We start from the raw sequence: 18,921 nt of genomic DNA on the forward strand, positions 1-18,921 counted from the left end.
AAGAACAGGAGGTCCTTGCCGTGAATGTTGCTCCCGTCCAATCCCCCCACAGTGTCAAAGACCAGGTCAGTGCCGCCGAGTGGCAGACCCGCGTCGACCTGGCTGCCTGTTATCGTCTGGTCGCCTCGCATGGCTGGGACGATCTGATCTTTACGCACATTTCCGCCAAGGTGCCGGGCACCGAAGATTTCCTGATCAACCCGTTCGGGCTGATGTTTCACGAGATCACCGCGTCGAGCCTGGTCAAGGTCGATCAGGCCGGCAACAAGCTGATGGACAGTCCTTACGAGATCAACCCGGCGGGTTACACCATTCACAGCGCGGTGCATGAAGTGCGTCACGATGTGGTCTGCGTGCTGCACACTCACACCGCAGCGGGTGTGGCGGTGTCCGCGCAAAAGCAGGGCATTCTGCCGATCAGTCAACAGTCATTGTTTGTGCTGTCCAGCCTGGCTTACCACGCCTACGAAGGCGTTGCCCTGAACCATGAAGAGAAGGCGCGCCTGCAAGCCGATCTGGGTGAAAACAATTTCCTGATGCTGCACAACCACGGCTTGCTGACCTGTGGCAGCACCATCGCCGACACGTTCCTGATGATGTTCACCTTCCAGCGTGCCTGCGATATCCAGGTGCTGGCGCAGAACGGTGGTGCCGAGCTGATTGCCATCGAGCCGCAGATTCTGGCGGGCGCCAAGGCGATGATCGCCGGCGTGACCAAAAGTGCTCAAGGAATGGGCGGTGCGTTGGCCTGGCCGGCGTTGCTGCGCAAACTCGATCAACAAGACCCGGGTTATAAAATCTAATGCCACTTGCCGAGATCCCCCTGTGTGTCTGGCGCAAACGCGGCCAGACGTTCGTATTCCGTGGCCAGACCATCCGTTACTGGACGGCGGGGCAGGGTGAGCCGCTGTTGCTCATCCATGGCTTCCCGACCGCCAGTTGGGACTGGCATTACCTGTGGCAACCGCTGACGCAGCGCTATCGGGTGATTGCCTGCGACATGCTCGGCTTCGGCGACTCAGCCAAACCGGTCAACCATGAATACAGCCTGTTGGAGCAGGCCGATCTGCAACAGGCCTTGCTCGCGCACCTGAACGTCGAGCAGCCGGTGCATGTGTTGGCCCACGATTACGGCGACAGCGTGGCCCAGGAACTGTTGGCCCGGCATTACGAATCCCGCATTGATATCGCCAGTTGCGTGTTCCTCAATGGTGGCCTGTTTCCCGAAACCCATCGACCCCTGCTGGCGCAAAAGCTATTGCTCAGCCCCTTAGGCTGGATGATTGGCCGCGCCTTCACGCGTGATGCGATGGTGAAAAGTTTCCGGCAGATATTTGGTCCACAAACTCGACCCACCGAAAGTGAGATGGATGATTTCTGGGGCCTGATCGACAGCAATCACGGCCAGCGGATCATGCATAAACTCATCGCTTATATCCCTGAGCGGCGTGTCCAGCGCGAGCGTTGGGTCAGCGCCATGCAGCGCGGCGAGGTCCCGTTGCGGGTCATCGATGGCGAGGTGGATCCGATTTCCGGCGCGCACATGGTCAAGCGCTATCGGGAACTGGTCCCCAACCCGGACACGGTGCTGCTGCCTGATATTGGCCATTACCCACAGACCGAAGCACCGGCGCAGGTGCTCAAGCATTACCAGGAGTTTCGGGATCGGCTGGTTTCTCCGCCGCGCAGGGCCGCCTGTTCCTGACTATCCCCCAGCCTTATCGGGCACCATTCAGCTCTACCTGTGTTTATTGTGACCAGCAGCCTGGTGCCTGACACTCGGACTTACTGTCCCTGGTCTGCTGGAGTTCCCCCATGAGTGAGTCTGTGCGCTTCGAAGATAAAGTCGTGATCGTCACGGGTGCCGGCGGCGGCCTGGGCCGGGCGCATGCGCTGCTGTTCGCCAAACAAGGCGCCAAAGTGTTGGTCAACGATCTTGGCGGCTCGGCTCAAGGGGAAGGCGCGAACGCGTCGGCAGCAGACCGCGTAGTGGCGGAGATCCGTGAGGCGGGCGGCATCGCCGAAGCCAACCACGACTCCGTCACCGACGGCGACAAAATCGTCCAGCACGCCCTCGACGCCTTCGGCCGCATCGATGTCGTGGTCAATAACGCCGGAATCCTGCGCGACAAGACCTTCCACAAAATGGACGACGCCGACTGGGACCTGGTTTACCGCGTCCACGTCGAAGGCGCCTACAAAGTCACCCGCGCTGCCTGGCCGCACATGCGCGAGCAAAACTATGGCCGCGTGATCTTCACCGCATCGACCTCGGGCATCTACGGCAACTTCGGCCAGTCCAACTACGGCATGGCCAAACTCGGCCTCTACGGCCTGACCCGCACCCTCGCCATCGAGGGCCGCAAGAACAACATCCTGGTCAACGCCATCGCGCCCACCGGCGGCACTCGCATGACCGAAGGCCTGATTCCGCCGCAAGTGTTCGAGCAACTCAAGCCGGAACTGGTCAGCCCGTTGGTGGTGTACCTGGCCAGCGAGAATTGCCAGGAGACTTCCGGGTTGTTTGAAGTCGGCGGCGGCTGGATGGGCAAGGTGCGCTGGGAACGCAGCCTGGGCGCCGGGTTTGATCCGCGGGTGGGTTTCTCGCCGGAAGATGTCGCGGCGCAGTGGGAGCAGATTTGTGATTTTGAAGGGGCGGCGCATCCGAAGGACAATATTGAAGCGCTGAAGGAAATGATGGGGAATTTGCAGAAGTATTCGTTGTAAAAAATCAGACAGAAGGAGCAAGCAATAGTGTGCTTGCTCCTTTGTTGGATTATTAATCTTCGGCTTTAAATCCCGGCTTTCCGTTCGCTGCTCGCCATTGTTTTATGGTCGTCAGAACGCCAGATGGGCTGTCTTCAATACCCTCCGAAGGAAAGTACAAGATGTCGGAACCGTTCGGATGTTCGGAAGTGTTCACGATGTTCTCAACAATGCCATCGAGCTCTTCTTCTGATGAATAATCACCATCAAACAAACGTTGTATAAGGATCTTGTATTCGGATTCGGTATATTCCTCAAACTTGTTTTTAAGGCTCATTTTATTTGTCCCCCCTGTCTGAGTGAATTTTTATGTGTTGCTTTGGAGTCAGTAATTGAATGTTGTCAATGTCGTAGACTGCTCCGTCTTCGCTAATGGGTGTCAGATGATGGAGTTCGTACTTCGTCCTTTTTCCGACGTGATCCACTGAAGGTGCCTTAGCTGAAAGTCCTTTTTTAGCCTCGATTTTGCTTAGCCGAGATAAGTGTGAACTCAACTCTGTATCGGAAGCTACAGCCTTCCAAAACTCCCTGCGAAAAGCTTTGAAACTCGAAAATTCCCTCCCTCGAAGTTTATCCGCAATCTGCTCGGGGATCGGTGCCCCTTCCTGCGTTGAGGCCATCCCCGCCCAGTTTCCTGAAACCGGCTTTCCGTAACCAGTGGCAACACCGGGTTCGTTCCGCCGATCCCTGAACATCGTAAAGATCGGAGGAATTCCCGACTCAGCAGGAAATACCGTGATAAAACCGCCAAAGCTGTAAAGATCCAGCTCCGGAAATTCATCAATCCTGCCTTCCAAGGCGGATGGCGTCGTGCCGTCGTAAACGGCAATGTTCGGCTCGCTGGCGGGGAGGGTGGTTGATGCGCTGTCCGGCAGGACAATCGGCGTCCAGGTCATGCCGATGGACGGGGCATCCGGGTTGTACGACCTATAGATATTAGCGTTAGGGTCGTAGGTGGCGAGTCGCACCGGGACGTTGCCAGGCAGCGTCGTTTCGTTTGTGGCAGCGACAAAGAACTCGGTTATGTTCCCTGCTGTTCTGGAGCCGATCGCCACCGGCAGCCTGACGTCTCCACTGATCTGGGCAATGGCATACAAGTCATCTGGATTGACCTGTGCGAACTCCGAGAGCGGGATGCTCAAGGCGTGGAGATCGTTGGGCTGGTACTCCGATAGCGAGAGGCTCCAGGAGTGGAAATTGTCGGGTACCAGATTCGAAAGCGGGACGCTTAGCGAACGTCTTTCACCGTCAGCCAGTGGAGAGGGGAACATCAGTGCCGCAAATCCGACAAATACGGCACTTGCCGCTGCGGAGCCCGCCATTGTCGCTGTGGTAACTGCGGCGTGCAGCGCGGACCTGACGGATTGAGTTGTCGCTACGCCAGTGGCGAGACGACCCGTTGCCAGGGTGAACACCGGACCTGCTGCGGCAGACCGGCCCGATACGGGAAACGGACGACTGGTTTTGGCGGCTTCCCATGATTTGAACATCGCAACCATGGCTCTGAATCGTTCGATCTCCTGCGCATTCTTTTCTGCATCGGCCTCCTTTCTTTCTTTTTCCTCTTGCTCTTCGCGTGCCCGTTCTTCCTGCCGTATGACCTCGGCTTGTGCTTCGAGAAGCGCCCGTTCTGCAGCGACCTGCTGCGCGGCCGCTTGCGCCGCAACCCGAGCTTGTTCCGCCGCTACCCTCCGCGCGTTTTCCAAGGCGGCAAGCCGCGCTTGCTCTCGAGCCCGGGCTGCAGCCTCCTCATTTACGCGCGCCAACTCGGCGGCAGCCCTCTGTGCTTGCTCATTGGCCTGCACAGCACTCAGAAAGTTCTGCACATTGCCGTTTTGCTGTCTAAGCAACTCAAGGCCTTGAGCCAACAATCTTGCATCGTGGGCCGCCCTAAGAGACTGAAACAATGCCTGCATTGCAACGCCGTTCGGCGCAGGCCTTTTTTCGATAGTTGTAGCCTTCTTCATGAACTCGTTGATGTGTCTGTTAAATGGATCTCCTCCATAAAAAGAATGGGCAACCGCTGTTTTGTCTTGGAGTTCGGCCGTTTTTCGAACGGTGAGTTTATTTCGTACATCCAACTCGCGAATGATCGATTGCACAGGCGGAAGCGGTGCAGTTGAACCCTCAAGCCGAGTGGTGGCGAGTTCATTCTCAATGGTTTGCGGTAGTTGGCTGGACTTGGTTTGATATTCCTGTTCCAGCGCATTGGAAGTGGCTTTGATTGTATTGAGATTCTGGTAGTAAACCGGTATGCCGTGTCCGTGTGGGCCGGTTGTTACTACGTTTGATGTTAGAGGTGCGGGGATAATGTGATCGGGTGCTTCGCCAATCGTGTGAACAGGTGTGCCGATATCAAGAAATCCTGGTCTTGATTGATCTGGTGGCTTTTGCATATTCATATCCTTTTGAATGTGCAGGGTGATTTAGAAAGCGCGCGTGGTTGGCATGTCTTCTAAAAATAAATTCGAGTTATTACGTCGTGCCCATAAAACGTTACAACCAAAACCAACAGTCTGGGTCCGAGAGATGTGTGGGCTGTTACAGACAGGATTGAGAGAAGTTTCGATGCGGCAGGAATAAAGACGTGAATGTCTTTCGCGTAAAGAGATGTTTCTTATCCCGATATAGGAAATATCTTGCAGGAGATTCTCGAGCGGAAATCCCTGTCCCCATCGCCAGCCACAAAACCACCGCCCATAAAAAAGGCCGCTGCAAACGCAGCGGCCAAAGTAAGACGTTGGATCAAGGAGCTACAAATCAACGTCAGTGAACACGGGGCGATCAATCGATAAAGCGTCGATTCATCAGGATTCTGTCGCCAATGGCATGGGCATGATCACATGCCATCGCTTCGCGCTTCCTGGCTACTCACCGTGAAAGCCCGGCAAGAATAAGGCCTTGAGCCCAAAGGAAAAATAGCGATTCGCGACATGAACTGTTGCAGCATAAGTAAAAGTCCACTGCGCCAAGGCCCCTGTAGCAGCTGCCGAGCAACGCGAGGCTGCGTTCGGCTGCGAAGCAGTCGTTTAATCAGCCAACGCGGTTCACCAGGAGATTTGCATATGCAGGTTTTGCGACTGCTGCGCAGCCGAACGCAGCCTCGCGCTGCTCGGCAGCTGCTACATCGGTCGGTGCCATCCTCCCGCCATGCGTTCTGCTGATAACCCTCCATCCAGCCCATCCATGCTCAGCGCAAACGCCCGTCCCATCAGGCCATTCATCCTTTAGAGGTACACCACGAATACCTCCTTGGTGCGCTTATCGCTCCTCACGTGCGGCAGTAGGGTGGGGCCTTCTGTCACTCACCGGGGAAGACGCATGACAAAAACAACAATGCGCGCCATCTTCACGCCGCAAGCGCTGGCCGCTGCGGTTGCCTTGGGCTGCTGTGCCCAGGCGCAAGCGGTTGCATTCAACATTGGCGAAATCGAGGGGACGTTTGACTCCTCGCTGTCCGTCGGCGCGAGTTGGGGTATGCGCGATGCCGATAGATCGTTGGTGGGCACCGTCAACGGCGGGACCGGACAGTCTTCGACCGGTGATGACGGCCGGCTGAATTTCAAGAAGGGCGAAACCTTCTCCAAGATCTTCAAGGGCCTGCACGACCTCGAATTGAAATACGGCGACACCGGCGTGTTCGTCCGTGGCAAGTACTGGTACGACTTCGAGCTCAAGGACGAAGACCGCGAGTTCAAGCCGATCAGTGACAGTGGCCGCAAGGAGGGCGCCAAGTCGTCCGGTGCGCAGATTCTCGATGCCTTCGTCTATCACAACTATTCCATTGCCGATCTGCCGGGCACTGTGCGCGCCGGCAAGCAGGTGGTCAGTTGGGGTGAAAGTACCTTCATCGGCAACTCGATCAACAGCATCAACCCGATCGACGTCTCCGCGTTCCGTCGCCCAGGCGCCGAGATCAAGGAAGGTCTGATTCCGGTGAACATGCTGTTCGCCTCCCAGGGCCTGACCGATCAGCTCTCGGTGGAAGGTTTCTATCAACTGGAGTGGGACCAGACGGTCGTTGACAACTGCGGCACCTTCTTCGGCAACGACGTAGTGGCGGATGGTTGCAACAACAACTACACCGTCGGCAGCCCCGCGATTGCCCCGTTGGCGCCTTTGGCGTCAGCCTTCGGTCAACCAATCCAGGTGACCCGCGAAGGCGTGGTCGTTCCCCGTGGCGGCGACCGCGATGCGCGGGATTCCGGGCAGTGGGGCACGGCGTTGCGCTGGCTCGGTGACGACACCGAGTACGGCCTATATTTCATGAATTACCACAGCCGCACACCGACGGTCGGCACCACCACCGCCGGCCTGTCGACGCTGGCCAGCCTTCCAGGCATGGTGAGTGTGGCCAACCGTCTGGCGCCGGGCAGCGGAGCGGGTCTGGCCCAGAGCGTCATGCTCGGACGCGGTCAGTATTACCTCGAATACCCGGAAGACATTCGTCTCTACGGCGCGAGTTTCTCCACCACCTTGCCGACCGGCACCGCGTGGAGCGGCGAGATCAGTTATCGGCCGAATGCTCCGGTGCAGCTCAGCACCAACGACCTGACCCTGGCCATGGTCAACCCGATTGCCGGTGGCGCTGCATCACCGATCGCCACCACCCCTGGTGCTGACAACAAAGGCTACCGCCGCAAGGAAATCACGCAGATCCAGACCACCCTCACGCAGTTCGTCGATCAAGTGTGGGGCGCCCAGCGCTTGACCCTGGTCGGCGAAGCAGCGGTGGTTCACGTCGGTGGTCTGGAGTCGCGCAGCAACCTGCGTTACGGCCGCGACTCGGTCTACGGCCAGTACGGTTTCGGCGGCGATACCGAAGGTTTCGTCACCTCGACCTCCTGGGGTTACCGCGCCCGGGCGATCCTCGATTACGCCAACGTGATTGGCGGGATCAACCTCAAACCCAACCTGTCCTGGTCCCATGACGTCGCGGGCTACGGCCCCAACGGGCTGTTCAACGAAGGCGCCAAGGCAGTCAGCGTCGGCGTCGATGCCGACTACCGCAACACCTATACCGCGAGCCTGAGTTACACCGATTTCTTCGGCGGTGACTACAACACCCTGGAAGACCGCGACTTCCTGGCACTGAGCTTCGGCGTGAACTTCTGATCTGGCTGAGAAGGATGAATTTGATGCGCAAGATGATTCTGCAATGCGGCGCCCTGGCCCTGAGCCTGCTGGCGGCCAACGTGATGGCGGCGGTCTCGCCGGACGAAGCGAACAAACTCGGCACCAACCTCACGCCGCTCGGCGCCGAGAAGGCCGGTAACGCGGATGGCTCGATCCCGGCGTGGACCGGTGGCATCCCGAAAAACGCCGGTGCGGTGGACAGCAAAGGTTTCCTGGCTGACCCGTTCGCCAGTGAAAAACCGTTGTTCGTGATCACCCCGGCCAACGTCGACAAGTACAAGGACAAACTCTCGGAAGGCCAGGTGGCGATGTTCAAGCGCTACCCGGAAACCTACAAGATCCCGGTCTACCCGACTCACCGCACCGTGGCCGTACCACCGGAGCTTGTCGAGTCGGCCAAGCGCAGCGCGCTGAACGTGAACAGCATCAACGACGGTAACGGCCTGGCGAATTTCACTGGCAACCGCTACTACGCGTTCCCGATTCCGAAGACCGGGGTCGAGGTGTTGTGGAACCACATCACCCGTTATCACGGCGGCAACCTGCGCCGCATCATCACCCAGGTGACGCCGCAGACCAACGGCAGCTACACGCCAATCCGCTTTGAGGAAGAGATCGCCGTCCCGCAATTGATGAAGGACCTGGACGCGGAAAAAGCTGCCAACGTGCTGACCTTCTTCAAGCAGTCGGTCACGGCGCCAGCGCGTCTGGCGGGTAACGTGCTGCTGGTGCACGAAACCCTCGATCAGGTGAAAGAACCGCGCCTGGCGTGGATCTACAACGCCGGCCAACGCCGTGTGCGCCGCGCGCCGCAAGTGGCCTACGACGGACCGGGCACCGCCGCCGATGGTCTGCGCACCTCCGACAACTTCGACATGTTCTCGGGTGCGCCGGATCGCTACGACTGGAAACTGGTCGGCAAGAAGGAAATGTACATCCCCTACAACAGCTACAAACTCGACTCGCCGAGTCTCAAGTACGACGACATCGTCAAGGCCGGCCACATCAACCAGGACCTGACCCGCTATGAACTGCACCGCGTCTGGGAGGTGATCGGCACGGTCAAGTCGAGCGAGCGGCACATCTATGCCAAGCGCCACATGTACATCGACGAAGACAGCTGGCAAGTGGCGCTGGCGGACCACTACGATGGTCGCGGTCAACTGTGGCGAGTGGCCGAAGGTCACGCCCAGTACTACTACGATCACCAGACCCAGGCGTACACGCTGGAAGCGCTCTACGACATCATTGCCGGCCGATACATTGCGCTGGGGATGAAGAACGAAGAGAAGCACAGCTTTGAATTCGGTTTCGAAGCCAAGGCCGCGGACTACACGCCATCGGCGTTGCGTGCCGAGGGGGTTCGGTAAGGTAATTGATGTATTCGCAGTGCAGAAGGCGACCGCTTGGTCGCCTTTTTTATGGGCGTCAATCAGCGTTCTGAATACTTCTAAACAAGCGGGTTGTAGAGGGCTAGGGTTGCCGGACAATTATAAATAGGCACGCCGCAATGACCGCCATGACCCCGTGTCTTGACCGTTCTGGATTCCTGCCCCGTCTGTCCTCGCATCACCTGTCGCGTGATCGATTGACCGGGCCTTTGCTGGCTTCCACGTCACGGGTGAAATTACTCTGCGCGCCGGCCGGCAGCGGCAAGACCGCGCTGCTCGCCGACTGCCTGTTACAGGCGCCGCCGCAATGCCGGGTGTGTTGGTTGCCGTTGTCTGGCGTGACGATGAATGCGGCGCAATTTCGTCAGCGAGTGGCAGAAGCGCTGGGTCTGGCTTCTTCGCAAGAGTCGGCAATGCTCGGGGCGCTGGCTCGCGTGCAGGTTCCGACCTGGCTGTTTCTCGATGACTATTGCCGCGTTCCAAACCCGGAGCTCGATCAATTGCTGGATCGCATGCTGGCCGTCAGTAGTCCTGTGCTGACGTGGTGGTTGGGCGCCCGCCGCCGCCCGCAATGCAATTGGCCACGGTTGCTGCTCGATGACGAATTGTACGAATGCGAGCGCGCCACGCTGGCCTTCAATCAAGCTGAGATTGCCTCGCTGTTACGTCACCTGACGCCGGTTGATGCCAACACCGCCGCCAGCAAGATTATCCAGACCAGCGGCGGCTGGTGCGCCGGTGTCCGCGTTGCGCTGCTGCAAAAATGCGACTGGTCGCGCAACGATCCGCATCACAGCCGACCGGACACGTTGCTCGATTACCTCGAACACGAACTATTCACCAGCCTGACCCCTGAGTTGACGGAAGCCTGGCGGGTGCTCGCGCATTTGCCACGCTTCAATGCGCGGTTGTGCGATCACCTGTTTGGTGCGGGGGAGGGCGCGCAATGCCTGAAGACGTTGCAGGACCTGGGCTGCTTTATCGAGCCTTGGCAGGAATCGACCGACTGGCTGCAGATCTTCCCTCCACTCACGCAGTTGATGCGCGATGAGCAATGGCCGGCCGGGCGTTCCTGGCATCGCCGCGCCTGCCAGTGGTTCGCCGCCGAACTGGACTGGAAAGCCGCGTTCGAGCAGGCCTTGCTGGCCGAAGAGTTCGAGGTTGCGGTCAGCCTGTTACAGCATTTCAGTTTCGAGCATTTGTTCGAGGAACAGACGGTCGTGCTGTTGTTGCGGTTGTACGAGCAACAAGGCGAAGCGCTCATGTTCGGTTCGCCGCAACTGGTCGGGCTGATCACCGCGGCATCGCTGTTTGCGGGACGATTTGAACAGGCCGGGGATTGCATCGAGCAGTTGTCACGATTCACCCCGCAGCCGTCGGCGATTCTGCAACGGCAACTGATCGCGCGGTGGCAAGCTCAGCAGGGTTGGCTGTTGCATCTGCAGGGGCGGGCAGAGGGCTCACGCGCGCATTTTCTCGATGCGCTGAATGACCTCGGCCCCGAGCTCTGGACTGTGCGCGTGATGTGCTTGTCGGGGCTGACTCAGCAGGCCTTGCTGCGGGGCGAGCTGGATGTCGCTCAGGCGATGAATCGTGAAGCTTTATGCCTGGCGCGTGCTCAAGGCTCGCTGGTTTTCGAAGGACTGCTGGAGCTCGATCATGCGCAATTGCTCGAGCAGCGTGGTGCTCTCCAGCGTGCCGAACACCTGCTCGCCAATGTTCACCTCATGTTTACCAGGCAGCAGCGCAATGCCGAACCATTGCTTGGTCGATTGGCGTTGCAGCGTGGCCGTTTGAATTTGTCTCAGGGACGGGATGCGCAAGCGGCCGAGTTGTTCGAGAGTGGCTTGCGGATTTGTTTGCGCAACCACGACAAACGGGTTTTGTATGGTTTTCTTGGCTTGGCGCAATTGGCGGCCAATCAGCGTGACTATGACTTGGCGTTTGCTCATCTACGCGACGCTGAGCGGCTGATGCAGCAGCGACAGAGTCCTGACACCGTTTACCGCGGCGTGTTGTTGCAAATCAGCAGTCATTTCTGGCTACAGCAAGGCCGTCCCGAACTGGCTCGCGAAGCACTCACTCGAGTGCTGCGCCATTATCGTGGTCCGCAAGCGCGGCAAGCACCTCCCGCAACTTTGATGTTGATCGCACGGATCGAATATTTACTGGTGCTGGCGCAAGTTTATCTACACCAGGTCGACGACCCGATGATCCAATTTGAACAAATGCTTGAGCAGTCACAGAGGGCCGCAATCCCGACACTGGAAGTTGAACTGCTGTTCGCATGCACTGAAGGTGCCTGGTTGAAGGGGGACCTGGCTGGCGCCAGGGAGTTCTTGCGTAAGGGCTTGAACCTCGCAGAGCGCTGTGGGCTGCGTCAGGCACTTCGTGAATTACAACTGCGTCAGCCGGGGTTACTGTCGTCGCTGGGTATTGCCGAAAATTTCACTGAAAACAGCACAGTGGTCATTGAAATCAATCCACTCAGTCAGCGTGAGTCTGAAGTGCTGAAGTTAATTGCCATGGGTAATTCCAATCAACAGATTGCAGAGCAGTTGTTCATCTCGTTACATACGGTGAAAACTCATGCTCGACGTATTCATGGAAAGTTAGGTGTCGAACGCAGAACTCAGGCGGTGGCAAAGGCCAAGCGATTGGGTTTGCTGGATTAAAGTCGCGTGTTGGTTTGTGACGGCGCTTTTGCTTTTTTATTGCGATTAAACGTGTGTTGGATGTAGTTGGGTTGCGCGGTGAGGATTGTTTAATATGCAGAAAAAAGTTTGATATTTTTATCTTGGGAGAGGGGGGTTAGTGTTTGTTGGTAGAGCAATTGGCATGGTGCCATTGCTGTTGTCAACAAGGATGATTTAGTGAGTTTTAATAACAGTGTGCCTAGTAAACGAGAGATGCGACTGGATTACTGGCGTCAGAGTTTTTCGGAGCAACACGTTCAGCATTTTCTGGGGCTTGAAGCAGCGTTGGTTGAAAGTGAAAAGAATTTGAACGAAGCGTTAGGCCCACGCGCTTCTTTAAAGGCTTATGCACTGAATCGTGTTCGTTCATGGGCACGCAGCGCCGCAGGTGTCGAGTGTGAGCCCGACCAGATTGTCGTGACGTCCCGACATACGCTCCGCGTTGCTGGCAAGGAGATCATTCAGGAGGATAAAAGATCGCTGACCGAGTTCGCGATTTTTGGTTTGCAAATTTCGACGCTTCAGGAATTGAGTTTTGCAGGTCCGGTTTACCCGGGGCTTACCAGCGCTGGCCTTCAACAATGGCTTGCCTCGGTCGACATTCGTTCTGACTTCGCCGTGATGATGACTATCGATGCAACCGAGGTTATCAATGAAGCGATGCAAGAGTATTTGGCCAGGCAGATAGAATTCACTCTTTTTTGCGCGAGTGTCGAGCGTGCTTACGAACGCTTGGACGACCACTGGGTGCTGCGATACCTGGCGGGTGATCCGGCATTGTTTGTCCGTGGCGTGGTGTTGCCGGGCACGGGCGCTGCAATGAAAGATCTGTTTGTCATCAGTGAGAGAGGGAACCCGCTGGGGCGAAACATCCTGTATGCGCCCGCTGCTCCAGATGAGAAGGTTTGGCACAGCTTTGACAGTGTCGTCGAGATGGGTAACGCAGTCGGTGATTGGGCCAGCAAGTCTTCGGATTTTATCGATGATCAGGTTGATAGCCGTTTTCGGGATTCGGCTCACTTGTTTTTTCGTGAGCTCGCGGCGAATAAACGCTTCTGGAAAAACGACGATGTACAACTGCGTGAGTTTATCGCGCCCAAGGCGGGACAGCCTTTGTTTGGTGTGGTGTCTGAAAGAATTCGTCGAGACAAAATTGAAGCGATCGAATTGGCCTCGGCAAACTATCGTAATGCGCCTGTCTTCTTGCGGGAGCAGTTTGCTCGACTCAATACCGAACTCAAGGCGTTGTATACCGTTGAGGCGCGTGATCATGCGTTGATTTCGTATCATCAGTTTGCGTACGACTTGATCAAGTATCAAGTCGAGCAGGTGCTGAAGTCTCGGGGGGAACATGTATCAGTTGATCCGGATTTGATAATTGTCGAGTTAAGTTCGACGGAAAAACTGTCTCTGACTTCCATAATTGTCAATGAGCGTGTTTTCGACGCCAGAAATGAAGGCAGTGCAAAACCTTCGTACTACCCAAGATTCAGCCTGGCGGAGGGGCAGCCTGAATTCAAGAAGCTGGATATATACGAGTTGTCTTCGTGGTCCAAGGTGTTGCGTCCTGGTGAACAATACATCGATATGTTGCGCGCGGTTTATCTGGATTCTTCCGAGTTGAGTTACGCGTTCAGGCGCGGTGTTCATCAACAGCGTCAGCTGGCGGAAATGAACCGGGCTGTATTGTCAGAATACTTTCAGCAGCGAATCAACTATGAGCAACGCAATGGTCTTTTCAATTTAATCAGTTCGTTGGAGCATGTGCAGGCACGCCATCCGTTGGGCGATTATCCGGCGATGGAAAACAGTATCTACCAGCTTCACCTTGGTCGGCTTCGTCCGGTGGAGGGGGTCTATGTATTCCGGCTCATGACCGCGGGGAAAAACGAGGATTGGTTGTATACCCCGCAAGCTCCGGACGGTTTATGGTTTCGCCCATTCAGCCATTTTGATACGTCGGTTCGTATCAAGGGGTTGAGGGATTACTACTCTACGCGCGTTCATTTCAGGGATCGGCTCGCGGTCAGCAATTACTTTGATGGACTTGAGGCCTCGACTCGTAGCCTGCCTCCGCCGACATTGGAGCACAACAGTCGGGTCCGAGACTTCGTCAGGTCTTACGACGACATGATCTGGCGCGTCATCAGGGATGTGGACGCGCAGACGACCAGTCTGGCCGAGATCATTGCGGGCCTGACGTACAACGCTGTCATCAACGCCGCACAGGTCATCAGCCTGATTATTCCTCCTCTAGGGCTCGCGGTCGCCGGAATACAAATCACCAAAAACATTCTTGAAGGCGCGCAGGCCTATCACGATGGGGACAAAAATAAAGCGATCACCCATTTCAAGGACGCATTGATTGATCTGGCCACGTTGGGTTATGGCAAATACAAAGAGCTGGGCAAGGGCGCAATCACCGCAGCGCAAAGAACGCTGATCGACCTCGCGGGTGATGCGAAGACAGTTGCAGGCCTGGTTTCTGCAGCCACTGGGCAAGAGGTTCCGCACCAGGTACTGCAGCAAATTGTTCAGGATGTATTGGCCGACACGCAGGGGCGGGGCAGCAAAACCATCGTCCGTTAACCCTGCTGATTAATCGCTGATCGGACTCGCTGCATGGACGGGCTCATGGCCCATCCGCCAACTCACGGCCCGCGTCGCCGCCAGCAATCGCTGCGCCGCCGGGCCGTTTTCGTCGGCGTGAAATAACGAGGTAGGGCCGACAATGGTCATGACCGCCGCGACATTCCCTACTGCGTTGAATACCGGTGCTGACAAGGCGTCCACCCCCGGCATGAGTAAACCATGCACATGATGCAGGCCGCGCTCGCGGATCTGTTCGCACAAGGCCGCATAGGCTTGATCGTCCGCCAAGACGTGCTCGTTGGTGTTTTGCAGTTCCTGATCGCGCAAGTCCACGGTTTCGCGCTTCGGTAGAAACGCGCCAAACACCAGGCCAGTGGACGAGCTGAGCAACGGCAGCACCGAACCCAACTGCGTCACAACCGTCACCGCACGCACCGCCGGTTCGATGTGCACCACGGTCGCACCCTGATTGCCCCACACCGCCAAAAAGCAAGTTTCGTTCAGTTCATCGCGCAACTCGGCCAAGGGCAGGGCGGCAACTTTCAGCACGTCCATACTGTTGAGCGCGGCGAGGCCCACGCGCAGTGCTTCACGGCCGAGTCCGTAATGGTTGGTGGCGGTGTTCTGCTCGGCGAAACCGCTGGCGATCAGCGCCTGCAAATAACGATGAACCTTGCTTGCCGGCATCTGCACGTGTTCGGCCAGGCGCGACAACGAGGTCGAGGGCGACAACTCGGCGAGTGCCTTGAGGATGTCGGTACCGACCTCGGCCGAGCGGACTTTCTGTTTGTCGTTGTTGCGCGGCGTTTCCATGAAGGCAGTCTGATCCCGGGACGAATGGGCGTCTTTATAGCTTGACGGTCAATACCAATCAAATTACGTTATGCGTAATCGAATTACGACAAAAATAACCCGGGCGTGCCGAGAACTCTGCAGTAGAGCGACAGGCCATTGCCTACTCCCTGTTCAGGAGGCTCCATGAACCTCGATTCAACGGCGCCAGCGCTGGCTTATCAGTCAGGCTTCGGCAACGAATTCAGCAGCGAAGCGTTGCCCGGCGCACTGCCCGTCGGCCAGAACTCCCCGCAAAAAGCCCCTTACGGCCTCTACACCGAACTGTTCTCCGGTACCGCGTTCACCATGGCCCGCAGCGAAGCGCGGCGCACCTGGATGTACCGGATTCAGCCGTCGGCCAATCACCCGGCGTTCGTCAAACTGGATCGGCAATTGGCCGGTGGTCCGTTGGGTGAAGTAACCCCCAATCGCCTGCGCTGGAACCCGCTGGACATCCCGAGCGAACCGACCGATTTCATTGACGGGCTGGTGAGCATGGCCGCCAACTCGGGCGCAGACAAACCCGCCGGGATCAGCATCTACAGCTACCGCGCCAACCGTTCCATGGAGCGCGTGTTCTTCAATGCCGACGGTGAACTGCTGCTGGTGCCTGAGCAGGGCCGCCTGCGCATCGCCACCGAATTGGGCGTGCTGGAACTGGAGCCGCTGGAAATCGCCGTGCTGCCGCGCGGTCTGAAATTCCGCGTCGAATTGCTCGACCCGCAAGCGCGCGGCTATATCGCCGAAAACCACGGCGCGCCACTGCGCCTGCCAGACCTGGGGCCGATCGGCAGCAACGGTCTGGCCAATGCCCGGGACTTCCTGACGCCCGTTGCGCATTACGAAAACCTCAAGCAACCGATCACTCTGGTGCAGAAATTCCTCGGCCAATTGTGGGGCTGTGAGCTCGATCATTCGCCGCTGAACGTGGTCGCCTGGCACGGCAATAACGTGCCGTACAAATATGACCTGCGCCGTTTCAACACCATCGGTACGGTGAGTTTCGATCACCCGGATCCGTCGATTTTCACCGTCCTGACCTCGCCGACCAGCGTCCACGGTCTGGCCAATCTGGACTTCGTGATCTTCCCGCCACGCTGGATGGTCGCCGAGAAAACCTTCCGTCCACCATGGTTCCACCGCAACCTGATGAACGAATTCATGGGCCTGATCAAGGGCGAGTACGACGCCAAGGCCGAAGGTTTCGTGCCCGGCGGCGCGTCGTTGCACAGCTGCATGAGCGCTCATGGCCCGGACGGCGAAACCTGCACCAAGGCCATGAACGCCGAACTGGCGCCAGCGAAAATCGACAACACCATGGCGTTCATGTTCGAGACCAGCCAGGTGCTGCGCCCGAGCCGTTTCGCCCTGGATTGCCCGCAACTTCAACCTAATTACGATGCCTGCTGGGCCACGCTGCCCGCCACTTTCGACCCGACCCGGAGATAACCCATGACTCAGACTTCCATCACTCGTAGCTGGGTTTCTTCCGCCAACGGCCATGCTGATTTCCCGCTGCAAAACCTGCCGCTGGGCGTGTTCAGTGTGAAGGGCTCTGCACCGCGCAGTGGCGTCGCCATTGGCGAACACATTTTTGATCTGGAAGCGGCGCTGGACGCCGGCCTCTTCGACGGCCTGGCAAAAACCGCCGTAGAAGCCACCCGTGGCGGTCAGCTGAATGCGTTTTTCGAATTGGGTCGTGAGGCTCGCGTTGCACTGCGTGAGCGTCTGCTGGAACTGTTCGCTGAAGGCAGCACCCTGCACGGCAAGATCGAAGCCCAAGGCGCAAAGCTGCTGCCACTGGCGGCAAACTGCGAGATGCACCTTCCGGCGAAAATCAACGATTACACCGACTTCTACGTCGGCATCGAGCACGCGCAGAACGTCGGCAAACTGTTCCGCCCGGACAACCCGTTGCTGCCGAACTATAAGTACGTACCGATCGGCTATCACGGTCGTGCTTCGACCATTCGCCCGTCCGGCACCGACGTTCGCCGTCCGAAAGGCCAGACCTTGCCAGCCGGTCAGACCGAGCCGACCTTTGGCCCGTGCGCACGCCTGGATTACGAACTGGAACTGGGTATCTGGATCGGTCATGGCAACGAGATGGGTGACTCGATCGCCATTGGCGACGCGGCCGATCACATTGCCGGTTTTTGCCTGCTCAACGACTGGTCGGCGCGGGACATCCAGGCCTGGGAATACCAGCCGCTGGGGCCGTTCCTGTCGAAAAGTTTTATCACCAGCATCTCGCCCTGGGTCGTGACAGCCGAAGCGCTGGAGCCGTTCCGTCGTGCTCAACCGGCGCGCCCTGAAGGCGATCCGCAGCCGCTGCCGTACCTGTTCGACAAGCGTGATCAAGCCTTGGGTGCTTTCGATATCGAGCTGGAAGTGCTGCTGCTGACCGAAGGCCTGCGCGAGCAAAAACTGCCGGCCCATCGCCTGACGCTCAGCAACACCAAACACATGTACTGGACCGTGGCGCAAATGGTCGCGCACCACAGCGTCAACGGCTGCCAGTTGCAGGCCGGTGACCTGTTCGGTTCGGGCACGTTGTCGGGACCGGAAAACGGTCAGTTCGGCAGCCTGCTGGAAATCACCGAGGGCGGGAAAAAGCCGATCGAGCTGGCGTCGGGCGAGGTGCGCAAGTTCCTTGAAGACGGCGACGAAATCATCTTGCGGGCGCGTTGCAGCCGCGACGGTTTTGCCTCCATCGGTTTCGGCGAATGCCGCGGCAAAGTCATCGCGGCGCGCTAAGAGGATCGGCTCATGGAGCTCTACACCTACTACCGTTCGACGTCGTCTTACCGGGTGCGCATTGCGTTGGCATTGAAGGGCCTGGATGTCCAGGCGCTGCCGGTCAATCTGATCGCACCGCCGGGTGGCGAGCATCGGCAAGCACCGTATCTGGCGATCAATCCGCAAGGCCGGGTGCCGGCCTTGCGCACCGATGAAGGCGAACTGCTGATTCAGTCGCCGGCCATCATCGAGTACCTGGAGGAACGTTATCCACAGGTGCCGCTGCTGTCCAAAGACCTGGCCGCGCGCGCTCATGAGCGTGGTGTCGCAGCCATAATTGGTTGCGACGTGCATCCGTTGCACAACGTCAGCGTGCTCAACAAGCTGCGGCAATTGGGTCACGATGAGACGCAGGTGGTGGAGTGGATCGGCCACTGGATCAGCCAGGGTTTGGCGACGGTGGAGCAGTTGATTGGGGATGAGGGGTTTTGCTTTGGGCCGGAGCCAGGCTTGGCGGACGTCTATCTGATCCCGCAGCTGTACGCCGCCGAGCGGTTCAACATCTCACTTGAAGCGTATCCACGGATTCGTCGGGTGGCGGCACTGGCGGCAACGCATCCAGCCTTCATCAAGGCCCATCCGGCCAACCAGCCAGACACCCCTAAAACCTGATACCACCACCCCTGTGGGAGCGGGCTTGCCCGCGATGAGGGTGTGTCAGTCGACATTCATTTGGCTGACACACCGCCATCGCGGGCAAGCCCGCT

At 57.9% G+C, this 18,921-nt stretch carries 13 protein-coding genes; 10 read left to right on the forward strand and 3 right to left on the reverse strand.

What is annotated here, in order from left to right:
- Positions 1-20: 20 nt before the first annotated feature.
- From ACA053_RS04530 to ACA053_RS04540, 3 genes are all read left to right on the forward strand, one after another.
- Entirely contained in the window at positions 21-803 is a 783-nt protein-coding gene (locus tag ACA053_RS04530) for a class II aldolase/adducin family protein (protein ID WP_497394627.1), read from the forward strand.
- Positions 803-1,705, forward strand: coding sequence for an alpha/beta fold hydrolase (locus ACA053_RS04535; RefSeq protein WP_497394628.1), 903 nt, complete (start codon positions 803-805; stop codon positions 1,703-1,705). Before ACA053_RS04530 ends, ACA053_RS04535 begins: the two co-directional genes overlap by 1 nt.
- Before the next feature lie 110 nt (positions 1,706-1,815).
- Positions 1,816-2,727 (forward strand): SDR family oxidoreductase, encoded by a 912-nt coding sequence (locus ACA053_RS04540; protein ID WP_497394629.1) that lies wholly within the window; start codon positions 1,816-1,818, stop codon positions 2,725-2,727.
- Between the two features lie 52 nt (positions 2,728-2,779).
- Here the strand turns inward: ACA053_RS04540 and ACA053_RS04545 are convergent, their stop codons facing one another.
- Entirely contained in the window at positions 2,780-3,043 is a 264-nt protein-coding gene (locus tag ACA053_RS04545) for a bacteriocin immunity protein (protein WP_497394630.1), read from the reverse strand.
- Between the two features lies 1 nt (position 3,044).
- A complete protein-coding gene (locus ACA053_RS04550) occupies positions 3,045-5,168 on the reverse strand; it encodes a pyocin-S2/colicin E7-DNase domain-containing protein (protein ID WP_497394631.1) in 2,124 nt (707 codons plus the stop codon).
- A 919-nt stretch (positions 5,169-6,087) separates the two neighbouring features.
- Between ACA053_RS04550 and ACA053_RS04555 the strand changes: the two genes are divergently transcribed.
- The 4 genes from ACA053_RS04555 to ACA053_RS04570 all read left to right on the forward strand — a co-directional run bounded on the left by ACA053_RS04555 (position 6,088) and on the right by ACA053_RS04570 (position 14,578).
- On the forward strand, positions 6,088-7,881 hold the full coding sequence (locus tag ACA053_RS04555) for a DUF1302 domain-containing protein (protein WP_497315671.1): 1,794 nt from the start codon (positions 6,088-6,090) through the stop codon (positions 7,879-7,881).
- 23 nt (positions 7,882-7,904) lie between these two features.
- Complete coding sequence (locus tag ACA053_RS04560) at positions 7,905-9,272, forward strand: DUF1329 domain-containing protein (RefSeq protein WP_497394632.1); 1,368 nt, start codon at positions 7,905-7,907, stop codon at positions 9,270-9,272.
- 140 nt (positions 9,273-9,412) lie between these two features.
- Positions 9,413-11,968, forward strand: a complete 2,556-nt coding sequence (locus ACA053_RS04565; RefSeq protein ID WP_497394633.1) for a LuxR C-terminal-related transcriptional regulator — start codon at positions 9,413-9,415, stop codon at positions 11,966-11,968.
- 198 nt (positions 11,969-12,166) lie between these two features.
- On the forward strand, positions 12,167-14,578 hold the full coding sequence (locus ACA053_RS04570; protein ID WP_497394634.1) for a hypothetical protein: 2,412 nt from the start codon (positions 12,167-12,169) through the stop codon (positions 14,576-14,578).
- Between the two features lie 9 nt (positions 14,579-14,587).
- Here ACA053_RS04570 and ACA053_RS04575 read toward each other — a convergent pair whose 3' ends face one another.
- Positions 14,588-15,394, reverse strand: a complete 807-nt coding sequence (locus tag ACA053_RS04575; protein WP_109628032.1) for an IclR family transcriptional regulator — start codon at positions 15,392-15,394, stop codon at positions 14,588-14,590.
- Positions 15,395-15,559: 165 nt separating this feature from the next.
- Between ACA053_RS04575 and hmgA the strand changes: the two genes are divergently transcribed.
- Genes hmgA through maiA form a run of 3 tightly spaced genes read left to right on the forward strand, consistent with a single transcriptional unit; the run spans position 15,560 to position 18,826 of the window.
- On the forward strand, positions 15,560-16,864 hold the full coding sequence (hmgA, locus tag ACA053_RS04580) for a homogentisate 1,2-dioxygenase (RefSeq protein WP_497315679.1): 1,305 nt from the start codon (positions 15,560-15,562) through the stop codon (positions 16,862-16,864).
- Positions 16,865-16,867: 3 nt separating this feature from the next.
- Positions 16,868-18,172: a fumarylacetoacetase gene (fahA, locus tag ACA053_RS04585; protein ID WP_497394635.1), complete on the forward strand. Its 1,305-nt coding sequence runs from the start codon at positions 16,868-16,870 to the stop codon at positions 18,170-18,172.
- Between the two features lie 12 nt (positions 18,173-18,184).
- Positions 18,185-18,826: a maleylacetoacetate isomerase gene (maiA, locus tag ACA053_RS04590; RefSeq protein ID WP_497394636.1), complete on the forward strand. Its 642-nt coding sequence runs from the start codon at positions 18,185-18,187 to the stop codon at positions 18,824-18,826.
- The last annotated feature ends 95 nt before the right edge of the window (positions 18,827-18,921 follow it).

The sequence above is a fragment of the Pseudomonas sp. LBUM1672 genome (assembly GCF_059695655.1).